Genomic DNA, 22,773 nt, shown 5'->3' on the forward strand with positions numbered 1-22,773 from the left:
ATAATGCACATTTCGACCCCCGAAACGTGCCTTATGGCTCCATAGTGCCGAGGGAGTGGCGGGCTCTCGAGATCCAGTGCGGGGCGCCGGCGGTCTCGGCGATCTGCAGGGCCCGCCGGTAGTACGGGTCCGCGGGGCGGCCCAGGAGGGTGGCCAGGTCGCCGAGGTGCTGGGCGACGGGGCCGAGGCTGACGGTGCCGCTGCCCAGGCCCGCGGCGGAGTCGGCCCAGGGCTCCAGCTCGGCGAAGCACGCTGCGGCCACCTCCGTGTCGCCCAGGGCGACGGCGACCTCGCAGCGCAGGGCCATGAACAGCAGCCAGTAGTAGGTCCGCGGCGGGTGCTGCTCCGGCCGCCAGACGGCGCGGGCCTCGTCCGGGCGCCCGGCCGCGATCAGGGACAGGGCGATCGGGTCACTGACGGTGTCCGGGATCCGGCCGTTGATCGCCAGGAAGCCCTCGGCGAGCTCGCCGAGCCGGCCCTGGGCGTACCGCACGCCGAGCAGGGTGAAGAGCCGGAACGCCTCGACGTTCACCGCGCCCGCGGCGGCCATCGCGTCGTTGACGGCCGTGTAGCCGGCCTCCGCCGCGTCGAGCTCCCCCGCCACCAGAGCGCGCAGCGAGGCGAAGATCGCGGCCCACATCAGGGTCTGCCCGAGCTGCCCGCTGGAGGCCGCGGCGATCGCGGCGTCCGCGTGCCCCTGGGCGAGGTCGAGCCGGAAGCGCTCGCACTCGATCATGAACAGCAGGTGGTGCCCCTCGGCGACGTACCCGGTCAGGCCGGCGCGCCGCGCCGTCTCCAGCAGCTCGACGCCGACGCCCTCGAGCTCGTGGCGCAGGTCCGGGCCCAGGGCGGCGAAGGACCGGGCGTTGAGCACCGCGCAGCGGACGAGCGGATCGTCCAGGCCGGCCGAGAGCGCCATCGCCTCCGCGGTGACCGCCTGCACCCGGACGTCGTCCTGGGACTCCAGCTCGAACGCCAGCGCCACGATCAGCCGGCACCGGACGGCCGGGTCGAGGTCCGGCCGGGCGAGCTCGGCGTCGATCAACCCGACGAGGTCCGCGTCGACCGTGACGTCCTGCCGGATGGTCCACGAGATCGGGGCATCGAAGCTGGTCAGGGCCGCGACGATCCACTCCGTGCCGCGGGCGGCGTCCACGGCCGCCCGCCGCGCGGCCACCGCCGGCCCGATCTGCCCGGAGTGCGCCAGCGCCGAGACGAGCGCGCACCGCGCCGCGATCTCGTCCTCCCGCCCGACCCCCGCCGCGAGCTCGAGCGCGGACCCCCACAGCCGGGCCGCCTCGCGGTGCGAGCCGTCGGCGACCGCCTCGCGCGCGCCCGCCGTCAGGTGGGCCCACGCGGTCGCGGGCGCGACCGCCGGGCCCGCGGCCAGGGCGTGCCGGGCGAGCGCGGCACGGTCCGGCGCCGGGCCCGCCTCCAGCGCGGTGAGCGCCGCCGCGTGCAGACGCGTGCGGCGCAGCCGGGGCAGGTCGGCGTCGAGGGTGTCCCTGACCAGGGCGTGGGCGAACCGCACGCGGCCCGGCGCGGGCTCGCTGAGCAGCCCGGCGAGCACCCCGAGCTCCAGCGCGTCGAGCACCGCGTCCTCCGGGGTACCGGCCGCGAGCCGGAGCAGGGTCTCGATGTCGACCTCGCGGCCGAGCACCGCGGCCTGCCCGAGGACCGTCCGGGCGGGCGCGGGCAGGCGACCCACCCGCCGTCGCAACACGTCCCTGACACCGGCGGGCACGGCGTCCGCCGCCGCCCCGGTGCCCTCGACCGCGATCAGTCGCGCGGTCTCGCGGACGAACAGCGGATTGCCGTCCGTGCGCTCCGCGACGAGCGCGACCGTGGCCTCGTCCGGCGCGGCCACACCGTGCTCGGCCAGCAACGCCCGGACGTCCGGCCCGGCCAGCCCGGCGAGGGTGATCCGGTCCGCGACCGGGCCGGCGAGGGCGGCCAGCGCCGCCCTCAGCTCCTGCCCGATCTCGGCCGGCCGCACCGTGGCGACCACCAGCACCGGGCTCCCCGCCAACCCCCCGACCACCGCCCTGAGCAGCTGCAAGGTCTCGTCCTCGGCACGGTGCAGGTCGTCGAGCACCAGGAGGACGGGAGTGCGCGCGGCCACCCCCGCCACCAGCTCGACGACGGCGCGGGACAGCCAGAACGTATCCCCCTCGCCGGTCGCCCGCGGTCCGGCCGCCCGCAGCGGCGCGAGCCGCTCCGCCAGACCGGCCTGCGCGCCGGGCACCAGGACCCGCTCCACGATCTCGGTCCACGCCCAGCCGGGCGGGGCGCCGTCGACCTCGGGGCAGCGGCCGGTGGCGGTGGTCCAGCCGGCCCCGGCCAGCTCGGTGCGGAAGGCCTCGACCAGCGTGGACTTGCCGCCGCCCGCGTCCGCCTCCACCAGCGCGACGGCCACGCTCCCGGCCCGGACCCGCTCGGCCACCGCCCGCAGCCGGCCCAGCTCGGCCGCGCGGCCGAAGATCCGCTCCGTGCGCGGGGCCGGCGGCGCGGGGGCGGTGGGCCCGGCGGCGTGGGTGAGCACGTCCCGCTCGACGGCCCGCAGCTCCGGACCCGGGTCGACGCCGAGCTCCTCGGCCAGCTGCTCGCGGGCCCGCGAGAGGACGGCGAGGGAGTCCGCCTGCCGGCCCGTGCGGTAGAGCGCCAGCGCGAGCAGCCGCACCGCGCCCTCGCGCAGCGGATGGTCGCGCAGCAGCAGCTCCAGATCGGGCACGGCGTCGGCCGGGCGGCCCCGGTCGATCCGCGCCCCGGCCAGCCGCTCGACGGCGACGAGCCGCAGCTCGGAGAGCCGGGCCGCCTCGGCCGACGCCCACCGCTCGTCCGCGAACTCGGCGAGGGCGGGCCCGGACCACAGTCCGAGCGCCTCGACGAGCAGCTCCTCGCCCCGGTCCGCCGGTGCGGCCGCGGCGGCGTCGAGCAGCGCGGCGAACCGGCGGGTGTCCAGGCCGTCCGGAGGCAGCCGCAACGCGTACCCGGGCGGCTCGCTGACCAGCACCGATGCCGGGGTCCGCGGCGCGCGCCCGGGTTCGAGGACCCGCCGCAGGTGCGAGACGTGCACCTGCAGCGCACCCAGCGCACGGGGCGGCGGCTCGCCGCGCCACAGGTCGTCGACCAGCAGGTCGGTGGACACGACCTCACCACCGGCCACCGCGAGCCGGGCGAGCACGGCACGCTGCCGCGGCCCGCCGAGATCGGCGGCCGCGCCTGCGACCTCCGCACGCAGTGGCCCGAGCAGGCTCACTCGGACCCGATCCATGCCCCACAGTGAACCGGATGGCCGATTCGTGCGCCGTCCCCGCGGTTCGGAACACAGTTCGGGGTACCGGGAGGCGGGCTAGGCTGGTAAGCGATGGCAGCCCCGGATACCCCCGCCCGACGCACCCAGGGCGAGCGGCGTGCGAGCAGCCACGCGCTCATCCTGGACGCGGCGGTCTCCGCGCTGGTCGAGCACGGTTACGCGCACACCACCACGGTCACGATCCAGGCCCGCGCCGGCGTCTCGCGCGGCCGGATGCTGCACCACTTCCCGTCCCGGGCCACGCTGCTGGTCGCGGCCGCGCAGCACCTCGCCGCCGAGTGGATCGCGGACATGGAGACCTGGCCGCACACCAGCATGTCCGGGCCCGAGCGGATCGACCAGGCCGTCGAGATCATGTGGGCGGTGTTCCGGCAGCCCTCGTTCTGGGCCTCGATCGAGCTGTGGACGGCGTCGCGCACCGATCCGGCGCTGCGGACCGAGGTGCTGCCCGAGGAGCGCCGGCTCGGCCTCGCCCTGCAGCACCTCGCGGTCACCGTGTTCGGGCCCGTGCACAGCGGCCATCCGGCCTTCGAGGACACCCGCGAGCTGCTGTTCACGAGCATGCGCGGGGTGGCCATGACCTACGCGATCGACCCGCGCGACCCGACGACCGACCCCCATCTGCGACTGTGGAAGCGCACCGCCCGCGCCATGCTCACGTAAGGACCGGCCCGATGGAGTACACCGCACTCACGATCGAGACGAAGGACGGCGTCGCCCGCCTGCGCCTCGACCGCCCGAAGCAGGCCAACGCGCTGGACCGCACGCTGTGGACCGAGCTGCGCGCGGCCCTCGACGAGCTCGACGCCGATCCGGCCGTCCGCGTGGTGGTGCTGTCCGGCAACGGCCGGCACTTCTGCGCGGGCATCGACCTCGGCATGCTCGCGACGCTGGGCCCGTCGGACCCCGATCCCGCCCGCGCGAGCGAGCAGCTGCGGCGCACGATCCTCGACCTGCAGGACGTGATCACCAGCGCCGAGCGCTGCCGGGTGCCGGTGATCGCGGCCGTGCACGGCGCGTGCGTCGGCGCCGGGATCGACCTCGCGACGGCGTGCGACCTGCGCTACGCGACGGCGGACGCGTCGTTCGTCGTCAAGGAGATCGACATGGCCGTGGTGGCGGACGTCGGCACCCTGCAGCGGCTGCCGAAGATCGTCGGAGAGGGCGTCACCCGCGAGCTGGCCTACACCGGCCGGGCGGTGTCCGGCACCGAGGCGCACGCGTTGCGCCTGGTCAACGGGGTGTTCGACGACGTCGACGCGCTCACCGCGGGCGTCGACGAGGTGGCTGCCCAGCTCGCCGCGAAGTCCCCGCTGGCCCTGCGCGGCACCAAGCACGCGATCACCTACGCCCGCGACCACACCGTGGCCGACGCGCTGGACCAGGTCGCCACCTGGAACGCCGGCACCCTCGCCTCGGCGGACCTGCAGGAGGCCGTCGCCGCGGCCACGGAGCGTCGCGCCGCGGTGTACCGGGACTGACCCGGGCCGGGCTCAGGCGAGGTGGACGTACTCGTACTCGAAGGGCTTGCCGTTGATGCCGTTCGTGGGCGGGGCGATCCAGCCGGCGATCTTGCCGGGCTCGTAGACGGGGCGCATCAGGCTGCGGATGTGGGTCTTGTCCGCCTCGGACGGGAGCCAGCCGTCCTCCTTGGCCTTCCAGGCGTCCTCGGCCACCAGCTCCCCGCGCGGGGTGACCCGGTGCTCGGAGAACAGGCCGACCTGCCGGTTGAAGCCGACGTGCGGGAGGTACAGCGACTCGTCGTAGCCGTGCTTGCCCAGGATGCGGTTCCAGCGCTTGAGGCCGGACTGGCAGTCCTTCACGTACTCGTTGCGCAGGTCGAGGTTCAGGGCCAGCAGCGCGGACACCTCGTCCGTGGTGAGCTGCCCGTCCTTGACGGTGTCGATCGTGAAGGCGTCCTCGGTGAGGGTGTGGTCGTCCTTGCGGCGCTCCTCCTGCCAGCGGCCCTTGAGACCGGCGGTGAAGTAGTTGGCCGCGTTGGTCGAGCGCTCCGAACCGAACAGGTCGAGCGACACCGAGTAGTGGAAGTTGATGTACTTCTGGATCACGTCCAGCGGGATGCCGCCGTGCGGGGCGATGTCCGCGGTGTCGTGCTCGCGCATCAGCTCACAGGTCCGCGTGACCACCCGGTCGATCCCGGTGGTGCCCACGAACATGTGGTGCGCCTCCTCCTTCAACATGAACTCGCACGTGCGCGAGAGCGGGTCGAAGGCGGACTCCTTCAGCGTGCCGAGCTGGTACTTGCCGTCCCGGTCGGTGAAGTACGTGAACATGTAGAAGCTCAGCCAGTCCGGCGTCTCCTCGTTGAACGCACCCAGGATCCGCGGGCTGTCGAGGTCGCCGGAGTTGCGCTGCAGCAACGCCTCCGCCTCCTCGCGCCCGTTGCGGCCGAAGTAGGCGTGCAGCAGGTACACCATCGCCCAGAGGTGCCGGCCCTCCTCCACGTTGACCTGGAACAGGTTCCGCAGGTCGTACAGCGAGGGTGCGGTCTCGCCGAGGCGCCGCTGCTGCTCCACCGACGCCGGCTCGGTGTCGCCCTGGATCACGATGAGCCGCTGCAGGTCCGCCCGGTACTCACCCGGAACCTGCTGCCAGACCGGCTGCCCCTTCTGCTCCCCGAAGGCGATCCGCCGGTCGTCGCCGCGCTCGGCGAGGAACACGCCCCACCGGTACTCCTCCATGGCGACGTGGCCGAACTGCGCCCACCCCTCCTTGCCGACGTCCACGGCCGTCCGCAGGTACACGTCCTGCGTGGGGACGGCGGGGCCCATCGTCCTCCACCAGCTCAGGAAGTTGGGCTGCCAGGACTCCAGGGCGCGCTGGAGCTTCCGGTCGCCCGCGAGATCGACGTTGTTGGGGATCTTCTCGCTGTAGTCGATCGACATGTCAGACCCGCTTCCTGTCGAACTCGGCCTTGCGTCCCGTGCCGTACCTGCGCAACGCGCCCTCCTCGCCGGAGGCGTTGGGGCGCACGAAGATCCAGTTCTGCCAGGCGGTGAGCCGGGAGAAGATCCGCGACTCCATCGTCTCGGGACCGACGAACCGGTGGTTGGCTTCCATGCCCGTCAACGCGTCCGGCGACAGCGAGGCCCGCTCCTCCAGCATGATCCGGATCTCGTCCTCCCAGTCGATGTCGTCCGGGGCGTCGGTCACCAGGCCCAGCTCGACGGCCTCGCGGGCCTCGATCCGCCGGTCGGTCTCCTGACGGAGCTTCGCGACGTGGTCCTCGTCGCCGTAGAACCGCGACTCCAGCCGGGACAGCCCGTTGGACATCGGGAAGGTGCCGAAGTTGCTGGCGGACAGCATGATCTGGGCCTCGTCGCCCTGCTCGTCCCCTTCGATCGTGCCGTCGAGCATGTACTGCCGGTCGCACGCCAGGGCGAGCTCCAGCAGTGCCCCGGCGAAGCAGGACCCGGGCTCGATCAGCGCGATCAGCGACCGGGAGGTCACGTCGAGACGCTTGAGGACCCGCTTGAAGTAGTGGCGGATCTCGTTGACCAGCCAGTCGTCCTTCGAGTGCTGCTCGATGACGCGCTCGAACGCCAGCGCGTCCTCCACCTGCCCGCGGGTGCGGATGATCCACGTGCCCAGCTCGAGCTCGTTGGCCCGCAGCCGCAGGATCAGGTCGTCGAGCTCCCGGGTCATGGCCAGCGGCCAGAACTCGTCGCCCAGCTCGTGGACGCGCTCGAGGGACTCGGGCACCCCGCCCTCGGGGCCGAGGACGGTGATCTCCACGAGCCCGCGCTCGCGGTCGAGCTCGGCCTTGACGTGCCGGTACCGGTAGCCGTCCGGTTCCAGGGCCTTCAGGGTGATCCCGGTGCCGTCGGGGCGGGACGACGCGGCGGCCGCCTGCGCCGCGCGCTCGGCGACCGTGTCCGCCCAGACTCGTTTGGGCACAGCCTCGTCGACCAGCTTCCACTCCACGGCCTGCTTGCCCTGGATCCCCTCGGGCCTGGTGGCGAAGACGTCCGCCCGGTCCTTGCGCACCCGGCGCTTGTCGATCACGCGGGTGAGCCCGCCGGTACCCGGCAGCACGCCGAGCAACGGGACCTCGGGCAACGAGACCGCGGAGGAGCGGTCGTCGATCAGCAGGATCGTCTCGCAGGCCAGGGCCAGCTCGTACCCGCCGCCGGCCGCGGTGCCGTTCACGGCCGCGATCCAGGTCTGGCCCGAGTTCGCGGTCGCGTCCTCGATGCCGTTGCGGGTCTCGTTGGTGAACTTGCAGAAGTTCACCTTCCACGGGTGCGAGCTCTGCGCCAGCATCCGGATGTTCGCCCCCGCGCAGAAGTTCTTGTCCTTGCCGCTGGTCACCACCACCGCGCGGACGCCGGGGTGCTCGAACCGCAACCGCTGGGTGGCGTCGTAGAGCTCGATGTCCACACCCAGGTCGTAGCTGTTCATCTTCAGCTCGTAGCCCGGGACGATGCCGCCGGCCTCGTCGATGTCGAGGGTCAGCGTGGCCACCGGCCCGTCGACCGCCAGCCGCCAGTGCCTGTAGGCCTGCGGGGAGGTCCCGAAGGAGACCTCGGGCTCGTCGGTCATCGACACCCTCCTGTCGTCACCGGGGCGGGTACCACGCGGCTCGGGTGCCTGACACTCTACATGTGCGATGATTCGCGTCAAACTTTCGTAGACTGTCCACCGGGACGAGGACGTCGGCGCGCGGTGCCCCGGCGAGTGCCGGCGAGCTGGCCGGATCCGCCCACACCCGGGTGCGGAGGAACTCGCGGAACGCGGTCGCCGCCGCCACGGAGTCGAAGTCCAGCTCGACGACGACGGCGCACGGATCGTCGACGGGCCGGCTCACGCGCTGGGCGCGGACGCCGGCCCGGGCCCGGGCGTCGGCGAAACCCGCGAAGGCGCGACGCCAGGTGTCGAGGTCGGTCACGGCGTGCTGGATCAGGAGGGTTGCCATGGCGGCGACGCTAGGAGCGCGCCGACCCCTCGAACCATCCCGGCTTTCGGGGGTGTACAGCCCCGATAACCTGGCCGGATGCGCCTCGGGGCCGCTCAGGAACGCATCACCGCGGCCTGCGCGCACCCCGGCCACGAGCGCGCCCTGCGGGAGGCGGTGCTCGCCGAGATCGGCCGGGTCGTGCCGTTCGACTTCCACGCCTGGCTGCTCACCGACCCGGAGACCGAGGTGGGTACGGCGCCACTCGCGAGCGTCCCCGAGCTCGGCGCGCTACCCACCCTGATCCGGCTGAAGTACCTCACCCCGGTCCACCGCTGGACCACGCTCGACGGCGTCGCCGCGTTGGGCGCCGCCCCCGAGCGCAGCCTGCTGTGGCGCGAGCTGCTGGCCGGCTACGGCGTCCGCGACATCGCGTCGACGGCGTTCCGGGACCGCTTCGGCTGCTGGGGATTCCTCGACCTCTGGCGGGTCGGCGGCGCGTTCACCCCCGCCGAGCTGCGCTTCCTCGCCTCGGTCCGGGCCCCGGTGGTGGCCGGGCTGCGGGCGGCGCTCCTCGACAGCTTCGCCACCGCCCCACCCCCGCCCGGCGAGCCCGTGGTTCTCCTCCTCGACGATTCGCTGCACCCGATCGCCCGCACCCCCGGCACGGACGCGCACCTGCGCGCCCTGCTGCCCACCCCGCCGGACCGGTCGCCGGTGCCCGCCGCCGCGTTCAACGTCGCCGCGCAGCTGCTCGCCGTCGAGGCGGGGATCGACGACCATCCACCCTCGGCCCGCGCCCATCTGACCGGCGGGCGCTGGACGACGTTGCGCGCCGCGCGCCTCTGCGCCGGCGAGGCCGCCGTCGCGGTGACCCTGGAGAGCGCGTCGCCCGCCGAACGCCTGGCCGTCTACGGCCGGGCCGCCGGGCTGACGCCGCGGGAGCGGGACCTGCTGGTCCGGCTCGCGTCGGGCGACGACACCCGCGGGGCCGCCCGCGCCCTCGGGATCGCGGAGAGCACGGTGACGGACCACCTCAAGTCGATCTTCACCAAGACCGGGGCACACGGGCGGCGGGAGCTGCTGGCGCGGGCGTGCGGCTGAGCCGGGAGCGGGACGCGGCACCCCGGGGACGATCGCGGCGCGGGACCAGGCGGGCGCAGCGCGCGGCGTGGACCCGACGCACACGGGCCGGCACGGCGCTCAGCCGATCACCTCGTCCGCCACCCACCGGGCCACCCCGACCGGGAACGGAGCAGGAAGCCCCAGCACGACGTGGGAGAACCCGGCCCCGACGGCGTCGGCGATCGCCTGCCGCGTGTCCTCCGGGCGGTCGTAGGACACCCCGAGGTGGATCGAGCGGACGATCTCGCCGGGATCGCGGCCGATGTCGGCGCAGAGGCGGTCGAGGATCGCGCTGCGCTCCACGACGTCCGCGAGGTCGCCGCCAGGGATGTTCCAGACGTCCGCGTGCTCGGCGACGATCCGCAGCGTCGCGAGCGCCCGGCCCCCGACGACGATCGGCGGGTGCGGCTTCTGCACCGGCTTCGGACTGCCGAAGGCGCCGGTCAGCCGCACCTGCGAGCCCTCGAAGTCGAACGGCGCGTCCTCCGTCCACAGGCGCTTGATCACGGTGCAGGCCTCGGCGAGCCCGGCCACCGCGTCGGCGGTCTCGACGAACGGCAGCCCGTGGGCCGCGTACTCGCGGCGGGCGAGCGGATGGCCCGGCCGCGAGCCCACCCCGATCCCGAAGTCCAGCCGGCCGCCGGACACGACGTCGACCGTCGTGGCGATCTTCGCGAGCAGCGCGGGCGGCCGGAACCGGTTGCTGGTCACGAGCAGGCCCAGCCGCAGCCGGCGGGTGCGGGCGGCGAGCGCGGACAGCAGGGTCCAGCCCTCGAGGATCGGGCCGTCCGGGTCGCCGCCGATGGGCATGAGGTGGTCGAAGAGCCACGCGTGCTCGATCTCCGGGATGCCGTCCGCCTCCTCCCAGACACGCAGCACGTCCTCGTACTCGACCTGTTGTGGCGCGGTCGCGATGCCGACGCTCGTCATCGTCGTCCCCTATCCTGGATCCGGAACCTCGTTCCGCTCACGATATGGAACACGGTTCCGTTTGTCGAAGGGAGGCGCATGCCCGCACCCAGGCGTGCCGACGCGCGCCGCAACGCCCAGGCGCTGCTCGACGCCGCGGCGGCGGAGTTCGTGGCCTCCGGGGTCGAGGCGCCGGTGCGGGACATCGCGGCCCGGGCCGGGGTGGGCGTCGGCACGGTCTACCGGCACTTCCCCACGCGCGCGGAGCTGGTCGTGGCCGTCTACCGGCACCAGGTGGAGGCCTGCGCGGAGGCGGGCGAGCCGCTGCTCGCGGAGACCGGTTCCGGCCTCGGGGCCCTGGCCCGGTGGATCGACCTCTTCGTCGACTTCCTCGTGACCAAGCACGGCCTGGCCGGTGCGCTGCGCCCGGACGACGACCGTTTCGAGGCGCTCCACACCTACTTCCTCGACCGCCTGGTCCCGGTGTGCGCGCGGCTGCTCGACGCGGCGCGGGAGGCGGGCGAGGTCCGCACCGACCTCGACGCCCTGTCGCTGATGCGGGGCGTGGGCAATCTCTGCGTGGGCGCCGACACCGACCCCCGCTACGACGCCCGCGCCCTTGCCGCCCACCTCGTCGCGGGCCTCCGCCGGACGGGCTGATCGCCGGGTGCGGCGCGGTGCGGCCGGGATGCGCCGCGCCGGACCATCACCGCCCGGCGGTCAGAGGTACTCGAACTCCAGGGCGGCCAGGGTGTCGGGGTCGGAGAGCAGCTCGACCGCGGAGACCAGGCCGTCGTCGACCGTGAACAGGAAGACGACCTTGGGCGCCCCGCCCATGGACCACACCGCGCCCGGGATGCCGTCGACCAGCGCGAACCGGGCACCCTTCGCCCGCCCGGAGAAGGTCTGCGCCACGGCGGCCGCGCCGCGGACGATCTCTTCGGCCCCCATCGCGACCGCGGCCCCGTCGGCCCGGATCACGGCCTCGGGATCGAGGAGGTCGAGCAGGCCCTGGAAGTCGCCCTCGCGGGAGGCGGCGAGGAAGGCGTCGACGACGGCGCGGCGCCGGGCCTCCCCGGGATCGTCCACCCCGCCGCTGCCGCGGACCCGCCGGCGCGCCCGCGAGGCGAGCTGACGGGCGGCCGCGGGGCTGCGCCCGACGATCGCGGCGACCTCCTCGAACGGGACGGCGAACAGGTCGTGCAGCACGAAGGCCAGCCGCTCGGCGGGCTGCAGGGTTTCCAGAACCACGAGCAGCGCGGGACCGACCGCGTCGGCGAGCTCGGCCTCCCGCGCCGGATCGGCGGAGTCGACCGGCTCGTGGGCGGGGTTCGTGTCGCCCAGCGGCTGCTCCCGCCGGGACCCCCGGGAGCGCAACATGTCCAGGCACACGCGGGAGACGACCGTCGTCAGCCAGCCGTCGAGGTTGTCGATCGCGTCCGGGTCCGCGCGGGTCAGCCGCAGCCAGGCCTCCTGCACGGCGTCGTCCGCCTCGGCCGTGGAGCCGAGCATCCGGTACGCCACCGCGCCGAGCCGGGTGCGGCTCGCCTCGAACCGCCGCGCGAGCAGCTCGTCGTCCGTCATGGATCCATCCTTCCGTCGCCTCGGAAGGGAGACGAACGGCACCCCGGGGTTGTGACCGGACCGCCTCGTGATCCACTGTTCTCGCGACTCATCCGGAATCGGCGTTTCGTTCCGCGCGATTTCTCCGGAATATGCCGAACGTGAATTCCGGTCACCACCCGGAAACGCTCCGCACACCTCGTATGAAACAGATCACATCGAGCATTCCCGGCCGGGACACGCCAGGGAGGTCGGAGTGGTCAACGCGGGAGACACCGCCTGGGTACTGGCGAGCGCGGCACTGGTCATGCTGATGACGCCGGGGCTCGCCTTCTTCTACGGCGGCATGGTGCGCAGCAAGAGCGTGCTCAACATGCTGATGATGAACTTCGTCTGCCTCGCCGTGGTCGGCGTGCTGTGGGCGCTGTTCGGGTACAGCTGGGCATTCGGCAACGACAAGTTCGGCGGACTGGTGGGCAGCGGCGAGTTCGCCGGGCTGGCCAGCACCATCGGGCATTTCGTCGGCGTCGGGTCGGCCTCCGCGCCCTGGCCGGGCTCGGACGCGCTGCCGGCGACCGCGTTCGTCATGTTCCAGCTGATGTTCGCCGTGATCACCCCGGCGCTGATCTCCGGCTCGATCGCGGACCGCACGAAGTTCTGGGCCTGGACGGCGTTCGTCGCCGGCTGGGTGACCCTGTGCTATTTCCCGGTGGCGCACTGGGTGTTCGCCTTCGACGGCTTCACCGGCGCGGACAACATCGGCGGCTGGATCGCGAACACCCTCAAGGCCGAGGACTTCGCCGGCGGCACGGCGGTGCACATCAACGCCGGCGCCGCGGGCCTCGCGCTGGCGATCGTGCTCGGGCGCCGCAAGGGCTGGCCGCGCGAGCGGATGCGCCCCCACAACCTGCCGTTCGTGCTGCTCGGCGCGAGCCTGCTGTGGTTCGGCTGGTACGGCTTCAACGCCGGATCCGCGCTCGGCGCGGGCGACCTCGCCGGCCTCGCCTTCACCAACACCACCCTCGCCACCTGCACCGCGGTGATCGGCTGGCTGCTCGTCGAGCAGTTCCGCGACGGCAAACCGACCACGCTGGGCGCGGCGTCCGGGGCGGTGGCCGGGCTCGTCGCGATCACCCCGGCCTGCGGGTACGTGGCACCGATGGGGGCGCTGGCGATCGGGATCATCGCCGGGGCGCTGTGTGCGCTGGCCGTGGGGCTCAAGTACCGCTTCGGCTTCGACGACTCGCTCGACGTCGTCGGCGTCCACCTGGTCGGCGGGATCGTCGGCACGCTGCTGATCGGCTTCTTCGGCGACAACGACGTCAACTCGGCGGCCCTGGGCGACAACGGCTTGTTCTACGGCGGCGGCATCGTGCAGCTCGGCCGGCAGGCGGCCGCCGCGGGCTCCGTGCTGGTGTACTCCTTCGTCGTCGCGACGATCCTGGGCCTGGTCATCAAGGCCACCATCGGGTTCCGCGTCGACGAGGAGGACGAGGTCACGGGCGTCGACGAGACCGAGCACGCCGAGACCGCCTACGACTACTCGTCGCTCACCACCGGCAGTGGATCGGGCGGCGTCGGGATCCCGAGCACCGCCACCCGGGTCGAGTCCCCGTGAAGCTGGTGACCGCCGTCGTCCAGCCGTACGTGCTGGGCGAGGTCCGCGACGCGCTGGAACGGCTCGCCGTCCTCGGCATGACGATCACCGAGGCCCAGGGCTACGGGCGGCAGAAGGGGCACACCGAGATCTACCGCGGCGCGGAGTACGACGTCGACCTGGTCCCGAAGGTCAAGGTCGAGGTCGTGTGCGCGGACGAGCTCGCGGACAAGGTCCTGGAGTCTGTCGCCGCCGCGGCCCGCACCGGCCGGATCGGCGACGGCAAGGTGTGGATGACGAACGTCGAGCACATCGTCCGGGTCCGCACCGGCGAGCGCGGCGCGGACGCCGTCTGACCCGGCGTTATGGAGCCACAACTGTCGTTTCGGGGCCTCGGAACGACAGTTGTGGCTCCATAGTGCGCGGGGGTGCGTGGGCCGGGGGACCATGGGGGGATGGGAGTTCACGGGGGCGGGACGGACCGGCTCTACGACGCGGCGGGGTTCGGTGGCGCGGTGCGGCGCGGGAGCCGGCCCGCGATCGTCGTGGTGGACCTGACCAGGGGGTTCACCGAGACCTCCTACCCGACGGGGGCCGATCTCACGCCGGTGGTCGACGCGACCGCACGGCTCGTCGAGGCGGGCCGCGCGGCCGGGGCACCGATCGTCTGGACGACGATCGGCTACACCCCGGCGGAGATGGCGACGGTCCGCTGGGTGCACAAGGTGCCCGCGCTGCGGGCCCTCGCGGCGGACTCGGCGGCGGTCGAGGTGGATCCGCGGCTGCCGGTCACCGAGGCCGATCACGTGATCATGAAGAAGGGCGCGTCGGGGTTCTTCGGGACCGGCCTGGAGTCCGTGCTGACGGCCGTGGGTGCGGACACCGTGATCGTCTGCGGGGCCACGACCAGCGGCTGCGTACGGGCCACGGTGGTCGACGCCCTGCAGTACGGCTACCCGACGCTGGTGCCGCGGGAGTGCGTGGGCGACCGGGCCGAGGGGCCGCACGAGGCGGCGCTGTTCGACATCCAGGCCAAGTACGGGGACGTGATCGCCCTCGACGACGCGCTCGCGGCGCTCAAGGGCCGCTGAAGCGGTACTCCGCCAACGGTTCCCACGGCCCGCCGAGGTAGCGCCAGAGGGCGAGACCGGTGGCCGTGACCGTCTCCGGGACGAAGGCCGCGGAGAGCTCGGCGTGCAGGGCCCGGGCCCGTTCCGGGGTGACCTTGTTCTGGACGGTCACGTGCAGCTCGCGCTTGCCGCGGTCCTGCGCGGTGAGGTCGCGGTCCCGGGCGAGATCGGCCCGCAGGGCGAGGAGCTCGGGCGCCTCGAGGCGGTAGGCGACGCCGCGGCCGAGCAGGCGGAGCCCGGTGACGCGCACGGGGATCGGTGGTCGGCGGGCCGCAGCGGCGAGGGCCTGCCGGAGGGGGCGGGCGGGCGGCCCGGGCGTCGCGGCGGTGGCCGGGGCGGTCGTCGGAGCCGGCCCCGGGCCGGGCGTCTCGGCGGTGGTCGGGGTGGGCGTGGCGGCGGCCGTCCGGGCGGCGGCGCACGGCTCGTCGGGGAGGGCGTGGAAGAGCGTGAGGTGCGCGGCCAGGAAGTTCCGGTCCGACGGGAAGTGCCTGCGCCGCAACGCGTCGAAGCGCTCCTGGGTGGGTGCGTCCAGGGTGGCGGTGACGATCAGCGGCACGGGACCACCCTCCCCCACCGCGGACGGGCCCGCGAGGTGGGTAACGCTGCGCCGCGCCGGGCGAGCAACCCATGATCCCCCGCGCTCCCCCGCATCGGAGATTCCCGACATGCCCCTGCCGGACGGCTTCCTCGACGGCCGCCACGTGGTCACCGTGACCCGCGAGGAACACCATCGCGCGGTCCTCGCCCGCCATCCGCTCGGCCGCGCGACCGCCGAGCTCGGGTTCACGGTGGTCTCCGACGGCCGGTACCGCGGGGCACGGGCGATCGAGGTGCGGCTGGGCGGGGCGCGGGTCGGCGAGCTGACCTTCCGCATGTCGGAGCGGTACGCGGGGCTGGTCGAGGCGGTCCTCGCCGAGGGCGGCACACCCCGCTGCGCGGCGACGATCTCGGACGGCGAGCGGGGCCGTCAGGTGGAGCTCCTCCTGCCCGCCCCCGACCGGATCCCGGACGCGGAGCGCACTGCGGCACCGGCACCCGCGGTCGCGGAGCCGGGAACCGGGGCCGGGGCCGGGGCCGGGGCCGGGGCCGGGGCCGGGGCCGGGGCGAGAATCGTCGAGCGGATCGGACGGCGCGCGGCGCCGGCCCGGGTGGGCGGGCACGGCGGGGACCCGTTCCCGGGCGTCGAGCCCGCCACGGTGCCCTTCCCGCGGGTGGGCGGGCCGGCCCCGGCACCGATGATCCCGATCCAGCGCCGCGGCAGCGAGCCCGGTGCACACCGGGGTGGGGCCGTGATCATTCCCGAGCCGCGCACCTCGCCGGACGCGGTTGCGCCGCCTGCCGGAACCGCGGTGCTGCCGCGCCCGGCTCTCCCGCAGCCCGGCTCCGCAGGAGCGCGGGCGGAGGGCGCCGCGATGGTCGCGCTGCCCGGACGCGCCGTGGCGTCGCGGCGGTCCCGGCGGCCGTGGGTCGTCGCGGGCGGGGTCGCGTTGCTGGTCGCGGGGATCGTCGGCGTCGCGAACCGGGGTGGGCCGGGGTCGACCGCGACCTCGCTCGCCGGGGCGACCACGAGCCGGCCCGGCACGAGCGCCACGGCGGCGAGCCCGACCACCACCCCCGCCGGCACCGGACCGGCGAGCCCGGCGGCCCAGCCCGGTGGCGCGGCGGTCTCGGGTGGCGCGGCGGTCTCGGGTGGCGCGGCGGTCTCGGGTGGCGCGGGGTCGGCCGCCGGTGGGAGCACGACGGCCGGCGGCGCGCCCCGGAGTACCGCGGTGGGCGCGGCTGGCTCCACCGGCCGCGCCGCGGCGGCCGCTCCCGCGCCGGCCCTGGCCGCACCCACCACCACGGCCCGCTCGGCCGCCGGATGCCATCCGAGCTACTCGCCGTGCGTCCCGGTCGCCGCGGACCTGAACTGCAAGCAGATCGGGCACAAGGTCAAGGTCGTCGGGCCGGACGCGTACGGCCTCGACGGCGACGGCAACGGCGTGGGCTGCGAGAGCTACCCCTGACCTCCACCTCGGGGTGGACAACCCATGACCCAACTCCGGGTTGACGATCCGCGGCGCCCGCCTTCGTAGCGTCGTGTCCCGTAGCCGGCACCCGCCGGCAGGGACGGGGGACGATCATGACGACGACCACCACCACGACCACGGGGGCGGCCCGGACCGGCGCACCACCGGTCGACGAGGGCCCCGGCCCGCGGGGGTTCCTGCTCCAGCCCGACATCCTGCTGGGCGTCCTCGCGCCACTGGCGACCTACGTCGTCCTCACGAACGTCGTCGCCACCTCCGATCTGGCGGCGCTGGCCTGGGGCGCGGTGTTCCCGTTCGCCGGCATGGTGATCGGCATCGTCCGGGCCCGCCGGGTCGACGCGATCACCGCGATCTCGCTGTTCTCGCTCACCGCGGGGCTCGTGGGATCGCTTTTCCTGCACGACGCCGCGTTCCTGCTGCTCAAGGACTCCCTGGTGACCGGGTCGATCGGCGCCGGCTTCCTGCTGTCGCTCCTGGCGGGCCGCCCGCTGATCCACACGATCGCGAAGGCCCGGATGCCACAGCGCGTCCCGGTGCTGGAGCAGCTGTGGGAGCAGCGGCCCGAGTTCCGCGCTGCGATGCGCGCGATGACCGTCGTGTGGGGGTGTGCCCTGATCCTGGAGGCGGGGCTGCGCATTCCCCTGGTGCTCCTGCTGCCGACCGGTGTCATGGTGTGGGTGTCGCCGCTGCTGATGGTGGCGGTGATCGGCCCGACCGTCGCCTGGACGGTCCGGCGCCGGCGCGCGATCCGGACCGCGAACGAGGGAGACCGCTGATGAGCGCCCCGCAGCTGCCCTTCGCCCGCGCCGGGATCCTCGAGGTCGCCCCGCTCTACGCGGAGCTGCGCGAGCGGGCCCCGGTGACCGCGGTACGCACCTCGACCGGGGACCCGGCCTGGCTCGTGACCGGGTACGCGCAGTGCCGCGCCCTGTTCTCCGACACCCGGCTCGGCCGCTCGCACCCCGATCCCGAGCACGCGTCCCGCATCTCCGGGTCCGCGCTGCTCGGGGGCCCGATGGGCGATCCGGAGACCGAGGCCGCCGGGCACGCCCGGATGCGGAAGATGCTCGCCCCCGCCTTCTCCGCCAAGCGGATGAACCTGCTGCGGGAGCACGTCGCCGCGCTGGTCACCGAGGCCCTCGACGCGATGGAGGCGCACGGCTCGCCCGCCGACCTGCACGAGCTGGTCGCCCTGCCGATCCCGGTGCTGGTGATCTGCGAGCTGCTCGGCGTGCCGTACGCCGACCGGGACGAGTTCCGGGCCTGGTCGGAGGGCGCCTCGCGGCTCGACGACCGGGAGGCCGCGCAGGAGTCGCTGTACGCGCTGGTCCGCTACATCCGCGGGCTGATGGAGCGCAAGCGCGACGAGCCCGGCGAGGACGTCCTCACCGATCTCGCGGCGCTGGGCGCGGAGTACGACGTCCACACCGCCGGCCTGGGCGCGGCGCTGCTGTTCGCCGGGCACGAGACGACGGTGACCCGCATCGACGTCGGGACGGTCCTGCTGCTCGACCGGCCCGAGCGCTATGCCGCACTCGTCGACGATCCCGGGTCGGTGCCCGCGGCCGTCGAGGAGATCCTGCGGCTGGCGGCCCCCGGCGGTGGCGGGCTGCCCCGCTACGCCAACGCGGACATCGAGATCGCGGGGGTGCACATCCGGCGCGGCGACGCCGTGATCCTCACCCCGACGGCCGCGAACCGGGACCCGGGCGTGTTCCCGGATCCCGAGCGCTTCGACCCGGGCCGGACCGAGAGGGGCCACCTGGCCTTCGGGTACGGCGGGCACTACTGCATCGGCGCCTCGCTCGCCCGCGTCGAGCTGCAGTCCGTGTTCACCGCCCTGCCCGTGCGCTTCCCGACCCTCGCGCTCGACGTACCCGCCGACCGCCTGGAGCTGCGCGCGGACGTGCTGACGGGCGGCCTGACCGCACTCCCGGTGCGCTGGGGTCCTGATGATCAACCCTCGCGGTGATCATCAGGACCCCAGCGCGAATTTTCCATGATCGGAAAGCACTGACGTCCTGGTGATCACCACGGAGGCGGGCGGGGGGACTGGGCGGGGGGGCTCGGGGGGCGGGGTCAGGTGTAGAGGGTGGGGTCGAGAGCCGCTAGGCGGGTGGGGTCGGCGAGGATGTCGATCTCGGTGATCCGCCCGTCCCGCACGGTGAAGGCCAGCAGGGCGACCGGGCGCCCGTCGACCACGCCCAGGCTGCCGGGGGCCCCGTTGACCAGCACCGGGTACCGCACCTGGCCCTCGGCGCGGTAGGCCGCCGCCTGGCCCGCGACCGCCTCGGCGCCGCGCGTCTCGTGGATCCCGTCGCCGGCGTCCACCCGCAGCAGCGCGTCCGGGTCGAGGACCTCGACGAGCCGGCGGATGTCCCCGCCCCGGGCCGCGGTCAGGAAGGCCTCCGCCACCTCGCGGCGGGTGGCGGGCGAGTCCGGGCCGGGCTCGGCGCCCTGCACCCGGCGCCGCGCCCGGCTCGCGAGCTGGCGGGTGGCGGCGGGCGAGCGCTCCACCAGCGGCGCGATCTCGTCGAAGGGCATCGCGAACATGTCGTGGAGCACGAAGGCGAGCCGCTCGTCCGGGCTCAGCGTCTCCAGCACGACGAGCAGCGCCAGGCCCACGGAGTCGGCGAGCTCCGCGCGGGGCTCGGGATCATCGGCACGGCGGACGACCGGCTCGGGCAGCTGCTCGGGCAGCTCCTGCTCCCGGCGGGTCCGCCGGGACCGCAGCTGGTTCAGCGCGATCCGGCCGACGACCGTCGTCAGCCAGGCCCGCAGGTTGTCGACGTCGGCGGTGTCCGTGCGCTGCAACCGGAGCCAGGCCTCCTGCACGGCGTCCTCGGCCTCGCTCACCGAGCCGAGCACCCGGTACGCCACCCCTCGCAGGTGTGCGCGGTTCGCCTCGAAACCCTCGACCAGATCCACCTGTCACATCCTTCCGCTGCCGCGTGTCTCCCCCCATGACCCACCGGAAGCACCCACTGTGACAGGAGATCCACCATGGACCCCCGGATGAAGAACCCCGCCCTCGCCGTCCCCGGCGCGCTCGACGCCCTGCTCGCCCTCGCCGGCGCCGTCGCGGCCACCGGCATCTCCCGCACCACCCTGGAGCTGGTGAACCTGCGGGCCAGCCAGATCAACGGCTGCGGCGTGTGCCTGCACATGCACGCCCGCGACCTGCGGAAGGCGGGCGAGAGCGACGAGCGCATCGACACCGTGGCGGGCTGGCGGGACTCGCCGTGGTTCACCGACGAGGAGCGGGCCGCCCTGGCGCTGACCGAGGAGCTGACCCGTGCCGCGGACCGCGGGAACCCCGTGTCCGACGAGGTCTTCGAGGAAGCCGCCGCGCACTACGACGAGCAGCAGCTCGGCGCGTTGTTCCTCGGGATCGCGCAGATCAACGTGTGGAACCGGCTCAACGCCGGGACCCACCAGGTCGCGGGCGCGTTCTAGCGGAAGCGGGCCGCCGCGGCCGCGCCTTCGGGTCCTCGGCCGGGCCGGCCGAGGACCGCCCGGATCACCGGGGCCGGGCGGTCGAGCACATCACTCGGCGCCGACCGCCCGGGGCTCGGCCGCCTCGCCCACGAGCGGGACGGGCACGCTGGTCAGGGTGACCACCGTGCCGTCCGGCTCGCGGCGGATGGTGACCTTCTCCATGCACGCCTTCATCGTCGTCAACCCGAAGCCGCCGTCGTGGCTGTCGGGGCGGGGTTCGGGGCGCCAGGCGCCCCAGTCGCGCACCCGCACCGCCACCCGCCGCTCGCCCGGTCCGAGGACCAGCCGCGCCACCACGTCCACGTCACCGGGGGCGCCGCCGCGGTAGGCGTGCTTGACCGCGTTGGTGCACGCCTCGCTCACCGCGAGGATCACGTCCACGCGCTCGTCCTCCGGCCACTGCAGCGCCTGCAGCCAACGGTCCAGGCCGCTGCGGAAGAACGCGAGCTGCACCGGGTCCGCTCCGAACCGGATGGTGTAGAAGCCCGTTTCCACCGTCACCCCCAGAGCATGGCCGCCCGCGGCGGGCTCCGCGACCGCTGGCCGGGTCACCGCAGGTGACCGCCGAGGTGATCATTCCGGTGCGACCTGGAAGACTCCGCGGGCAACCGCGTGGGTGAGGAGTTCCCGGTGCTCGCGATCGTCGTCATCACGCTCATCCTGCTCGCCTGGGCGCTGGTGTCCGGCCGGCTGGCGCGGCTGAGCGTGACGATGCCGCTGGTGATGCTCGCGGCCGGGATCGTCCTGACGGCCGGGGCGAGCCCCGTGTTCATCTTCGACATCGAGTTCGAGTCGGCGGAGCACATCGTCGAGGCGATCCTCGCGATCCTGCTCTTCGTCGACGCCACCGAGGTGCCGGGCGGGGTCTTCGGCCGGGAGCGCCCGCTGGTCCTGCGGCTGCTGCTGATCGCGCTGCCGCTGTCGCTGGTACTGGCCTGGGTGTTCGGGCTGGCGCTGTTCGGCGGGGCCGGGCTGTGGCTGCTCGCGGTGCTCGCCACGGTCGTCATGCCCGTGGATCTCGCGCCCGCGGTCGCGTTCGTGCGCAGCAGGCGGGTGCCGGAGCGGCTGCGGAACCTGGTCAACGTCGAGAGCGGGCTCAACGACGGCATCGTCGCCCCGATCTTCCTGATCGCCCTGGCCGGGGCCACGGCGGCGGGCGGGGAGTCCCTGCGCGACGCCGCGGTCGACGCCGTCCCGTCGCTGCTGGTGGCCGTCGTGGTGGGGGCCGTGGTCGGCCTCGTCGCGCGGTGGCTGCTCGGCAAGGCGGTCGACGCCGGCTGGGCCGGCGCCTCGGCGCTGCGGATCGGGGTGCTGGCGCTGCCCCTGCTCGCCTACGCCGGCGCGGTGGCCGCCCACGGCAACGGGTTCGTGGCCGCCTTCGTTGCCGGGGTGTTCTTCGAGCCCGCGGCCCGCAAGCTGCCGAAGGGCACGCTGCACCTGGCCGAGGACGTCGGCGAGCTGCTGTCGCTGGCGCTGTGGTTCATCTTCGGTGCGCTGGTGAACCAGACGCTGGCTCGCGGCGCGATCACCTGGCAGGTCGTGGTCTACGCGGTGCTCACGCTGACGGTGGCCCGGGTACTGCCGGTGGTGCTCGCCCTGCACCGCACGGACATCGCGCTGCGGGACCGGTTCGTCGTGGGCTGGGTGGGGCCCCGCGGGATCGCCACCCTGGTCTTCGGCCTGCTCGCACTCGTCGAGCTGCACGGGCCGGAGGCCGATCTCGCCCTGGCCGTGACCGTGGTGACGGTGGTGCTGAGCATCGTGGTGCACGGGTTGTCGACCGGGTGGGTGATCAGGCGCTACCCCGCCCCGGTCGACGACCCGCCGGCCTAGGCCGGCACGGGCTCCCGCCGCAGCGCCGGTGAGGTCAGCGCCGCGACGCCGATCAGCGTCCACAGTGCCTCCCAGACGAGAACGGCCACGAGCCCGGCCGGGGCTGGCGGCCCGCCCGACACGATGAGCAGCGGCGTCATCACGACGAAGACGACGATCCCGAGCGCGAGGACGACGAACCGGCGCCAGCCGCTCCACACGCCCGCGCGGATCACCGCGACGCCGACCAGGATCAGGCCGATCCCGACCAGGTTCGGCGCGATCGAGAACAGCAGGTCGCTCGGCCCGGGCGCGGCGTTCGTGAGCACCTCCGCCACCGCCATGCCGACGAGCCCCAGCCCGGCGAGCCCGGCGCCGATGCGCGCGAGCACCCCACGGCCCGCTGCACCGCTGCCGACCACGCCGAGGAGCACGGCCAGCTCGGCGAGGTGGATCAGGCCACGGGCCGCGTACGCCCAGCCCGGATCCTGCATCCCGACCAGAAGCGCCACGACGTAGACGGTGGCGAGGCCGGTGAGGGCCGTACCGACTCGGGTGATCATCGCACCGCTCCCGCGGTGAGGTCCTCGAACGCCGTGACCTCGGTGGTCGCCCCGGCCGGCACCGCGGCCCGCTCGAACGCCGGGAAGAGGCGCTCGGCGGCGAACCGGTCGGCGTCGGCGCGGGACTCCCACTCGTCGACGGTCACCAGGACGCCGTCGATGATCCCGACCCGGCTGCTCACGTGCCCCGCGAGCGGCTCCGGGCCGAGTTCCCGCTGAACCCGCTCGTACTGCTCCAGCCCGACGCCGGGGCTGCGGGTGATCTGGACGTAGGTCATGGTGTCCCCCTCGTTCATGGCTCTGACGAGGGCAAAC

23 protein-coding genes are annotated in these 22,773 nt (G+C 74.1%); 12 read left to right on the top strand and 11 right to left on the bottom strand.

The features are described from left to right. Nucleotides 1–31: 31 nt before the first annotated feature. Complete coding sequence (locus ABD324_RS29955) at nt 32–3,274, bottom strand: ATP-binding protein (protein WP_344424658.1); 3,243 nt, start codon at nt 3,272–3,274, stop codon at nt 32–34. Nucleotides 3,275–3,367: 93 nt separating this feature from the next. On the opposite strand from ABD324_RS29955, the gene ABD324_RS29960 reads away from it, so the two are divergent. Together ABD324_RS29960 and ABD324_RS29965 are read left to right on the top strand one after the other, a co-directional pair. Next, nucleotides 3,368–3,979 carry a TetR/AcrR family transcriptional regulator gene (locus ABD324_RS29960; RefSeq protein ID WP_344424661.1) on the top strand — a complete coding sequence of 204 codons (612 nt, stop codon included), beginning with the start codon at nt 3,368–3,370 and terminating at the stop codon, nt 3,977–3,979. An 11-nt stretch (nt 3,980–3,990) separates the two neighbouring features. After that, nucleotides 3,991–4,797: a crotonase/enoyl-CoA hydratase family protein gene (locus ABD324_RS29965; RefSeq protein WP_344424664.1), complete on the top strand. Its 807-nt coding sequence runs from the start codon at nt 3,991–3,993 to the stop codon at nt 4,795–4,797. A gap of 12 nt (nt 4,798–4,809) precedes the next feature. On the opposite strand, the gene boxB is transcribed toward ABD324_RS29965, so the two are convergent. From boxB to ABD324_RS29980, 3 genes are read right to left on the bottom strand one after another with little or no spacing between them, the layout of a single operon-like run. Continuing rightward, nucleotides 4,810–6,222, bottom strand: coding sequence for a benzoyl-CoA 2,3-epoxidase subunit BoxB (gene boxB, locus ABD324_RS29970; RefSeq protein ID WP_344424667.1), 1,413 nt, complete (start codon nt 6,220–6,222; stop codon nt 4,810–4,812). Nucleotide 6,223: 1 nt separating this feature from the next. Next, complete coding sequence (boxC, locus tag ABD324_RS29975) at nt 6,224–7,879, bottom strand: 2,3-epoxybenzoyl-CoA dihydrolase (RefSeq protein ID WP_344424670.1); 1,656 nt, start codon at nt 7,877–7,879, stop codon at nt 6,224–6,226. Nucleotides 7,880–7,895: 16 nt separating this feature from the next. Beyond that, nucleotides 7,896–8,252 carry a hypothetical protein gene (locus ABD324_RS29980; protein WP_344424673.1) on the bottom strand — a complete coding sequence of 119 codons (357 nt, stop codon included), beginning with the start codon at nt 8,250–8,252 and terminating at the stop codon, nt 7,896–7,898. 78 nt (nt 8,253–8,330) lie between these two features. On the opposite strand from ABD324_RS29980, the gene ABD324_RS29985 reads away from it, so the two are divergent. Then, nucleotides 8,331–9,335, top strand: a complete 1,005-nt coding sequence (locus ABD324_RS29985; protein ID WP_344424676.1) for a helix-turn-helix transcriptional regulator — start codon at nt 8,331–8,333, stop codon at nt 9,333–9,335. Between the two features lie 99 nt (nt 9,336–9,434). Here ABD324_RS29985 and ABD324_RS29990 read toward each other — a convergent pair whose 3' ends face one another. After that, nucleotides 9,435–10,286, bottom strand: a complete 852-nt coding sequence (locus ABD324_RS29990) for an LLM class flavin-dependent oxidoreductase (RefSeq protein WP_344424679.1) — start codon at nt 10,284–10,286, stop codon at nt 9,435–9,437. Nucleotides 10,287–10,364: 78 nt separating this feature from the next. Here ABD324_RS29990 and ABD324_RS29995 point away from each other — a divergent pair, with 78 nt between their 5' ends. Beyond that, nucleotides 10,365–10,925 carry a TetR/AcrR family transcriptional regulator gene (locus tag ABD324_RS29995; RefSeq protein ID WP_344424682.1) on the top strand — a complete coding sequence of 187 codons (561 nt, stop codon included), beginning with the start codon at nt 10,365–10,367 and terminating at the stop codon, nt 10,923–10,925. Between the two features lie 60 nt (nt 10,926–10,985). On the opposite strand, the gene ABD324_RS30000 is transcribed toward ABD324_RS29995, so the two are convergent. Continuing rightward, on the bottom strand, nt 10,986–11,849 hold the full coding sequence (locus ABD324_RS30000; protein ID WP_344424685.1) for a sigma-70 family RNA polymerase sigma factor: 864 nt from the start codon (nt 11,847–11,849) through the stop codon (nt 10,986–10,988). Nucleotides 11,850–12,084: 235 nt separating this feature from the next. On the opposite strand from ABD324_RS30000, the gene ABD324_RS30005 reads away from it, so the two are divergent. From ABD324_RS30005 to ABD324_RS30015, 3 genes are all read left to right on the top strand, one after another. Then, a complete protein-coding gene (locus tag ABD324_RS30005) occupies nt 12,085–13,446 on the top strand; it encodes an ammonium transporter (protein WP_344424688.1) in 1,362 nt (453 codons plus the stop codon). Further along, nucleotides 13,443–13,781, top strand: coding sequence for a P-II family nitrogen regulator (locus ABD324_RS30010; RefSeq protein WP_344424690.1), 339 nt, complete (start codon nt 13,443–13,445; stop codon nt 13,779–13,781). Before ABD324_RS30005 ends, ABD324_RS30010 begins: the two co-directional genes overlap by 4 nt. A 99-nt stretch (nt 13,782–13,880) precedes the next feature. After that, nucleotides 13,881–14,516, top strand: a complete 636-nt coding sequence (locus ABD324_RS30015) for an isochorismatase family protein (protein ID WP_344424693.1) — start codon at nt 13,881–13,883, stop codon at nt 14,514–14,516. On the opposite strand, the gene ABD324_RS30020 is transcribed toward ABD324_RS30015, so the two are convergent. Next, complete coding sequence (locus ABD324_RS30020) at nt 14,503–15,111, bottom strand: 2'-5' RNA ligase family protein (RefSeq protein ID WP_344424695.1); 609 nt, start codon at nt 15,109–15,111, stop codon at nt 14,503–14,505. The genes ABD324_RS30015 and ABD324_RS30020 overlap by 14 nt on opposite strands. A gap of 109 nt (nt 15,112–15,220) precedes the next feature. Here ABD324_RS30020 and ABD324_RS30025 point away from each other — a divergent pair, with 109 nt between their 5' ends. The 3 genes from ABD324_RS30025 to ABD324_RS30035 all read left to right on the top strand — a co-directional run bounded on the left by ABD324_RS30025 (nt 15,221) and on the right by ABD324_RS30035 (nt 18,557). After that, nucleotides 15,221–16,561 carry a hypothetical protein gene (locus ABD324_RS30025; RefSeq protein WP_344424696.1) on the top strand — a complete coding sequence of 447 codons (1,341 nt, stop codon included), beginning with the start codon at nt 15,221–15,223 and terminating at the stop codon, nt 16,559–16,561. Nucleotides 16,562–16,677: 116 nt separating this feature from the next. Further along, nucleotides 16,678–17,361 carry a VC0807 family protein gene (locus ABD324_RS30030; protein WP_344424697.1) on the top strand — a complete coding sequence of 228 codons (684 nt, stop codon included), beginning with the start codon at nt 16,678–16,680 and terminating at the stop codon, nt 17,359–17,361. Beyond that, nucleotides 17,361–18,557 (top strand): cytochrome P450, encoded by a 1,197-nt coding sequence (locus ABD324_RS30035; RefSeq protein ID WP_344424699.1) that lies wholly within the window; start codon nt 17,361–17,363, stop codon nt 18,555–18,557. Before ABD324_RS30030 ends, ABD324_RS30035 begins: the two co-directional genes overlap by 1 nt. 107 nt (nt 18,558–18,664) lie before the next feature. Here ABD324_RS30035 and ABD324_RS30040 read toward each other — a convergent pair whose 3' ends face one another. Further along, nucleotides 18,665–19,513: a sigma-70 family RNA polymerase sigma factor gene (locus tag ABD324_RS30040; protein WP_344424702.1), complete on the bottom strand. Its 849-nt coding sequence runs from the start codon at nt 19,511–19,513 to the stop codon at nt 18,665–18,667. 75 nt (nt 19,514–19,588) lie between these two features. Here ABD324_RS30040 and ABD324_RS30045 point away from each other — a divergent pair, with 75 nt between their 5' ends. Then, complete coding sequence (locus tag ABD324_RS30045; RefSeq protein WP_344424705.1) at nt 19,589–20,041, top strand: carboxymuconolactone decarboxylase family protein; 453 nt, start codon at nt 19,589–19,591, stop codon at nt 20,039–20,041. 90 nt (nt 20,042–20,131) lie between these two features. Here ABD324_RS30045 and ABD324_RS30050 read toward each other — a convergent pair whose 3' ends face one another. Then, on the bottom strand, nt 20,132–20,584 hold the full coding sequence (locus ABD324_RS30050) for an ATP-binding protein (protein ID WP_344424708.1): 453 nt from the start codon (nt 20,582–20,584) through the stop codon (nt 20,132–20,134). A 129-nt stretch (nt 20,585–20,713) separates the two neighbouring features. Between ABD324_RS30050 and ABD324_RS30055 the strand changes: the two genes are divergently transcribed. Beyond that, nucleotides 20,714–21,916, top strand: coding sequence for a cation:proton antiporter domain-containing protein (locus ABD324_RS30055; RefSeq protein ID WP_344424711.1), 1,203 nt, complete (start codon nt 20,714–20,716; stop codon nt 21,914–21,916). Here ABD324_RS30055 and ABD324_RS30060 read toward each other — a convergent pair. Both ABD324_RS30060 and ABD324_RS30065 read right to left on the bottom strand, forming a co-directional pair. Continuing rightward, complete coding sequence (locus ABD324_RS30060; RefSeq protein ID WP_344424714.1) at nt 21,913–22,458, bottom strand: hypothetical protein; 546 nt, start codon at nt 22,456–22,458, stop codon at nt 21,913–21,915. The genes ABD324_RS30055 and ABD324_RS30060 overlap by 4 nt on opposite strands. Next, nucleotides 22,455–22,754, bottom strand: coding sequence for a hypothetical protein (locus tag ABD324_RS30065; RefSeq protein WP_344424717.1), 300 nt, complete (start codon nt 22,752–22,754; stop codon nt 22,455–22,457). Before ABD324_RS30065 ends, ABD324_RS30060 begins: the two co-directional genes overlap by 4 nt. Nucleotides 22,755–22,773: the final 19 nt, after the last annotated feature.

Origin of the sequence: Pseudonocardia ailaonensis, assembly GCF_039531635.1 — a bacterium.
GTDB lineage: Bacteria > Actinomycetota > Actinomycetes > Mycobacteriales > Pseudonocardiaceae > Pseudonocardia > Pseudonocardia ailaonensis.

What these genes read in the sequence shown, in the direction of transcription:
- ABD324_RS30000 (WP_344424685.1), bottom strand. Translation starts at nt 11,849, where the DNA reads ATGACGGACGACGAGCTGCTCGCGCGGCGGTTCGAGGCGAGCCGCACC.
- ABD324_RS29985 (WP_344424676.1), top strand. Translation starts at nt 8,331, where the DNA reads ATGCGCCTCGGGGCCGCTCAGGAACGCATCACCGCGGCCTGCGCGCAC.
- ABD324_RS30035 (WP_344424699.1), top strand. Translation starts at nt 17,361, where the DNA reads ATGAGCGCCCCGCAGCTGCCCTTCGCCCGCGCCGGGATCCTCGAGGTC.
- ABD324_RS30015 (WP_344424693.1), top strand. Translation starts at nt 13,881, where the DNA reads ATGGGAGTTCACGGGGGCGGGACGGACCGGCTCTACGACGCGGCGGGG.
- ABD324_RS30060 (WP_344424714.1), bottom strand. Translation starts at nt 22,458, where the DNA reads ATGATCACCCGAGTCGGTACGGCCCTCACCGGCCTCGCCACCGTCTAC.
- ABD324_RS29955 (WP_344424658.1), bottom strand. Translation starts at nt 3,274, where the DNA reads ATGGATCGGGTCCGAGTGAGCCTGCTCGGGCCACTGCGTGCGGAGGTC.
- ABD324_RS29960 (WP_344424661.1), top strand. Translation starts at nt 3,368, where the DNA reads ATGGCAGCCCCGGATACCCCCGCCCGACGCACCCAGGGCGAGCGGCGT.
- ABD324_RS29980 (WP_344424673.1), bottom strand. Translation starts at nt 8,252, where the DNA reads ATGGCAACCCTCCTGATCCAGCACGCCGTGACCGACCTCGACACCTGG.
- ABD324_RS29990 (WP_344424679.1), bottom strand. Translation starts at nt 10,286, where the DNA reads ATGACGAGCGTCGGCATCGCGACCGCGCCACAACAGGTCGAGTACGAG.
- boxB (WP_344424667.1), bottom strand. Translation starts at nt 6,222, where the DNA reads ATGTCGATCGACTACAGCGAGAAGATCCCCAACAACGTCGATCTCGCG.
- boxC (WP_344424670.1), bottom strand. Translation starts at nt 7,879, where the DNA reads ATGACCGACGAGCCCGAGGTCTCCTTCGGGACCTCCCCGCAGGCCTAC.
- ABD324_RS30045 (WP_344424705.1), top strand. Translation starts at nt 19,589, where the DNA reads ATGGACCCCCGGATGAAGAACCCCGCCCTCGCCGTCCCCGGCGCGCTC.
- ABD324_RS29995 (WP_344424682.1), top strand. Translation starts at nt 10,365, where the DNA reads ATGCCCGCACCCAGGCGTGCCGACGCGCGCCGCAACGCCCAGGCGCTG.
- ABD324_RS30025 (WP_344424696.1), top strand. Translation starts at nt 15,221, where the DNA reads ATGCCCCTGCCGGACGGCTTCCTCGACGGCCGCCACGTGGTCACCGTG.
- ABD324_RS29965 (WP_344424664.1), top strand. Translation starts at nt 3,991, where the DNA reads ATGGAGTACACCGCACTCACGATCGAGACGAAGGACGGCGTCGCCCGC.
- ABD324_RS30065 (WP_344424717.1), bottom strand. Translation starts at nt 22,754, where the DNA reads ATGAACGAGGGGGACACCATGACCTACGTCCAGATCACCCGCAGCCCC.
- ABD324_RS30030 (WP_344424697.1), top strand. Translation starts at nt 16,678, where the DNA reads ATGACGACGACCACCACCACGACCACGGGGGCGGCCCGGACCGGCGCA.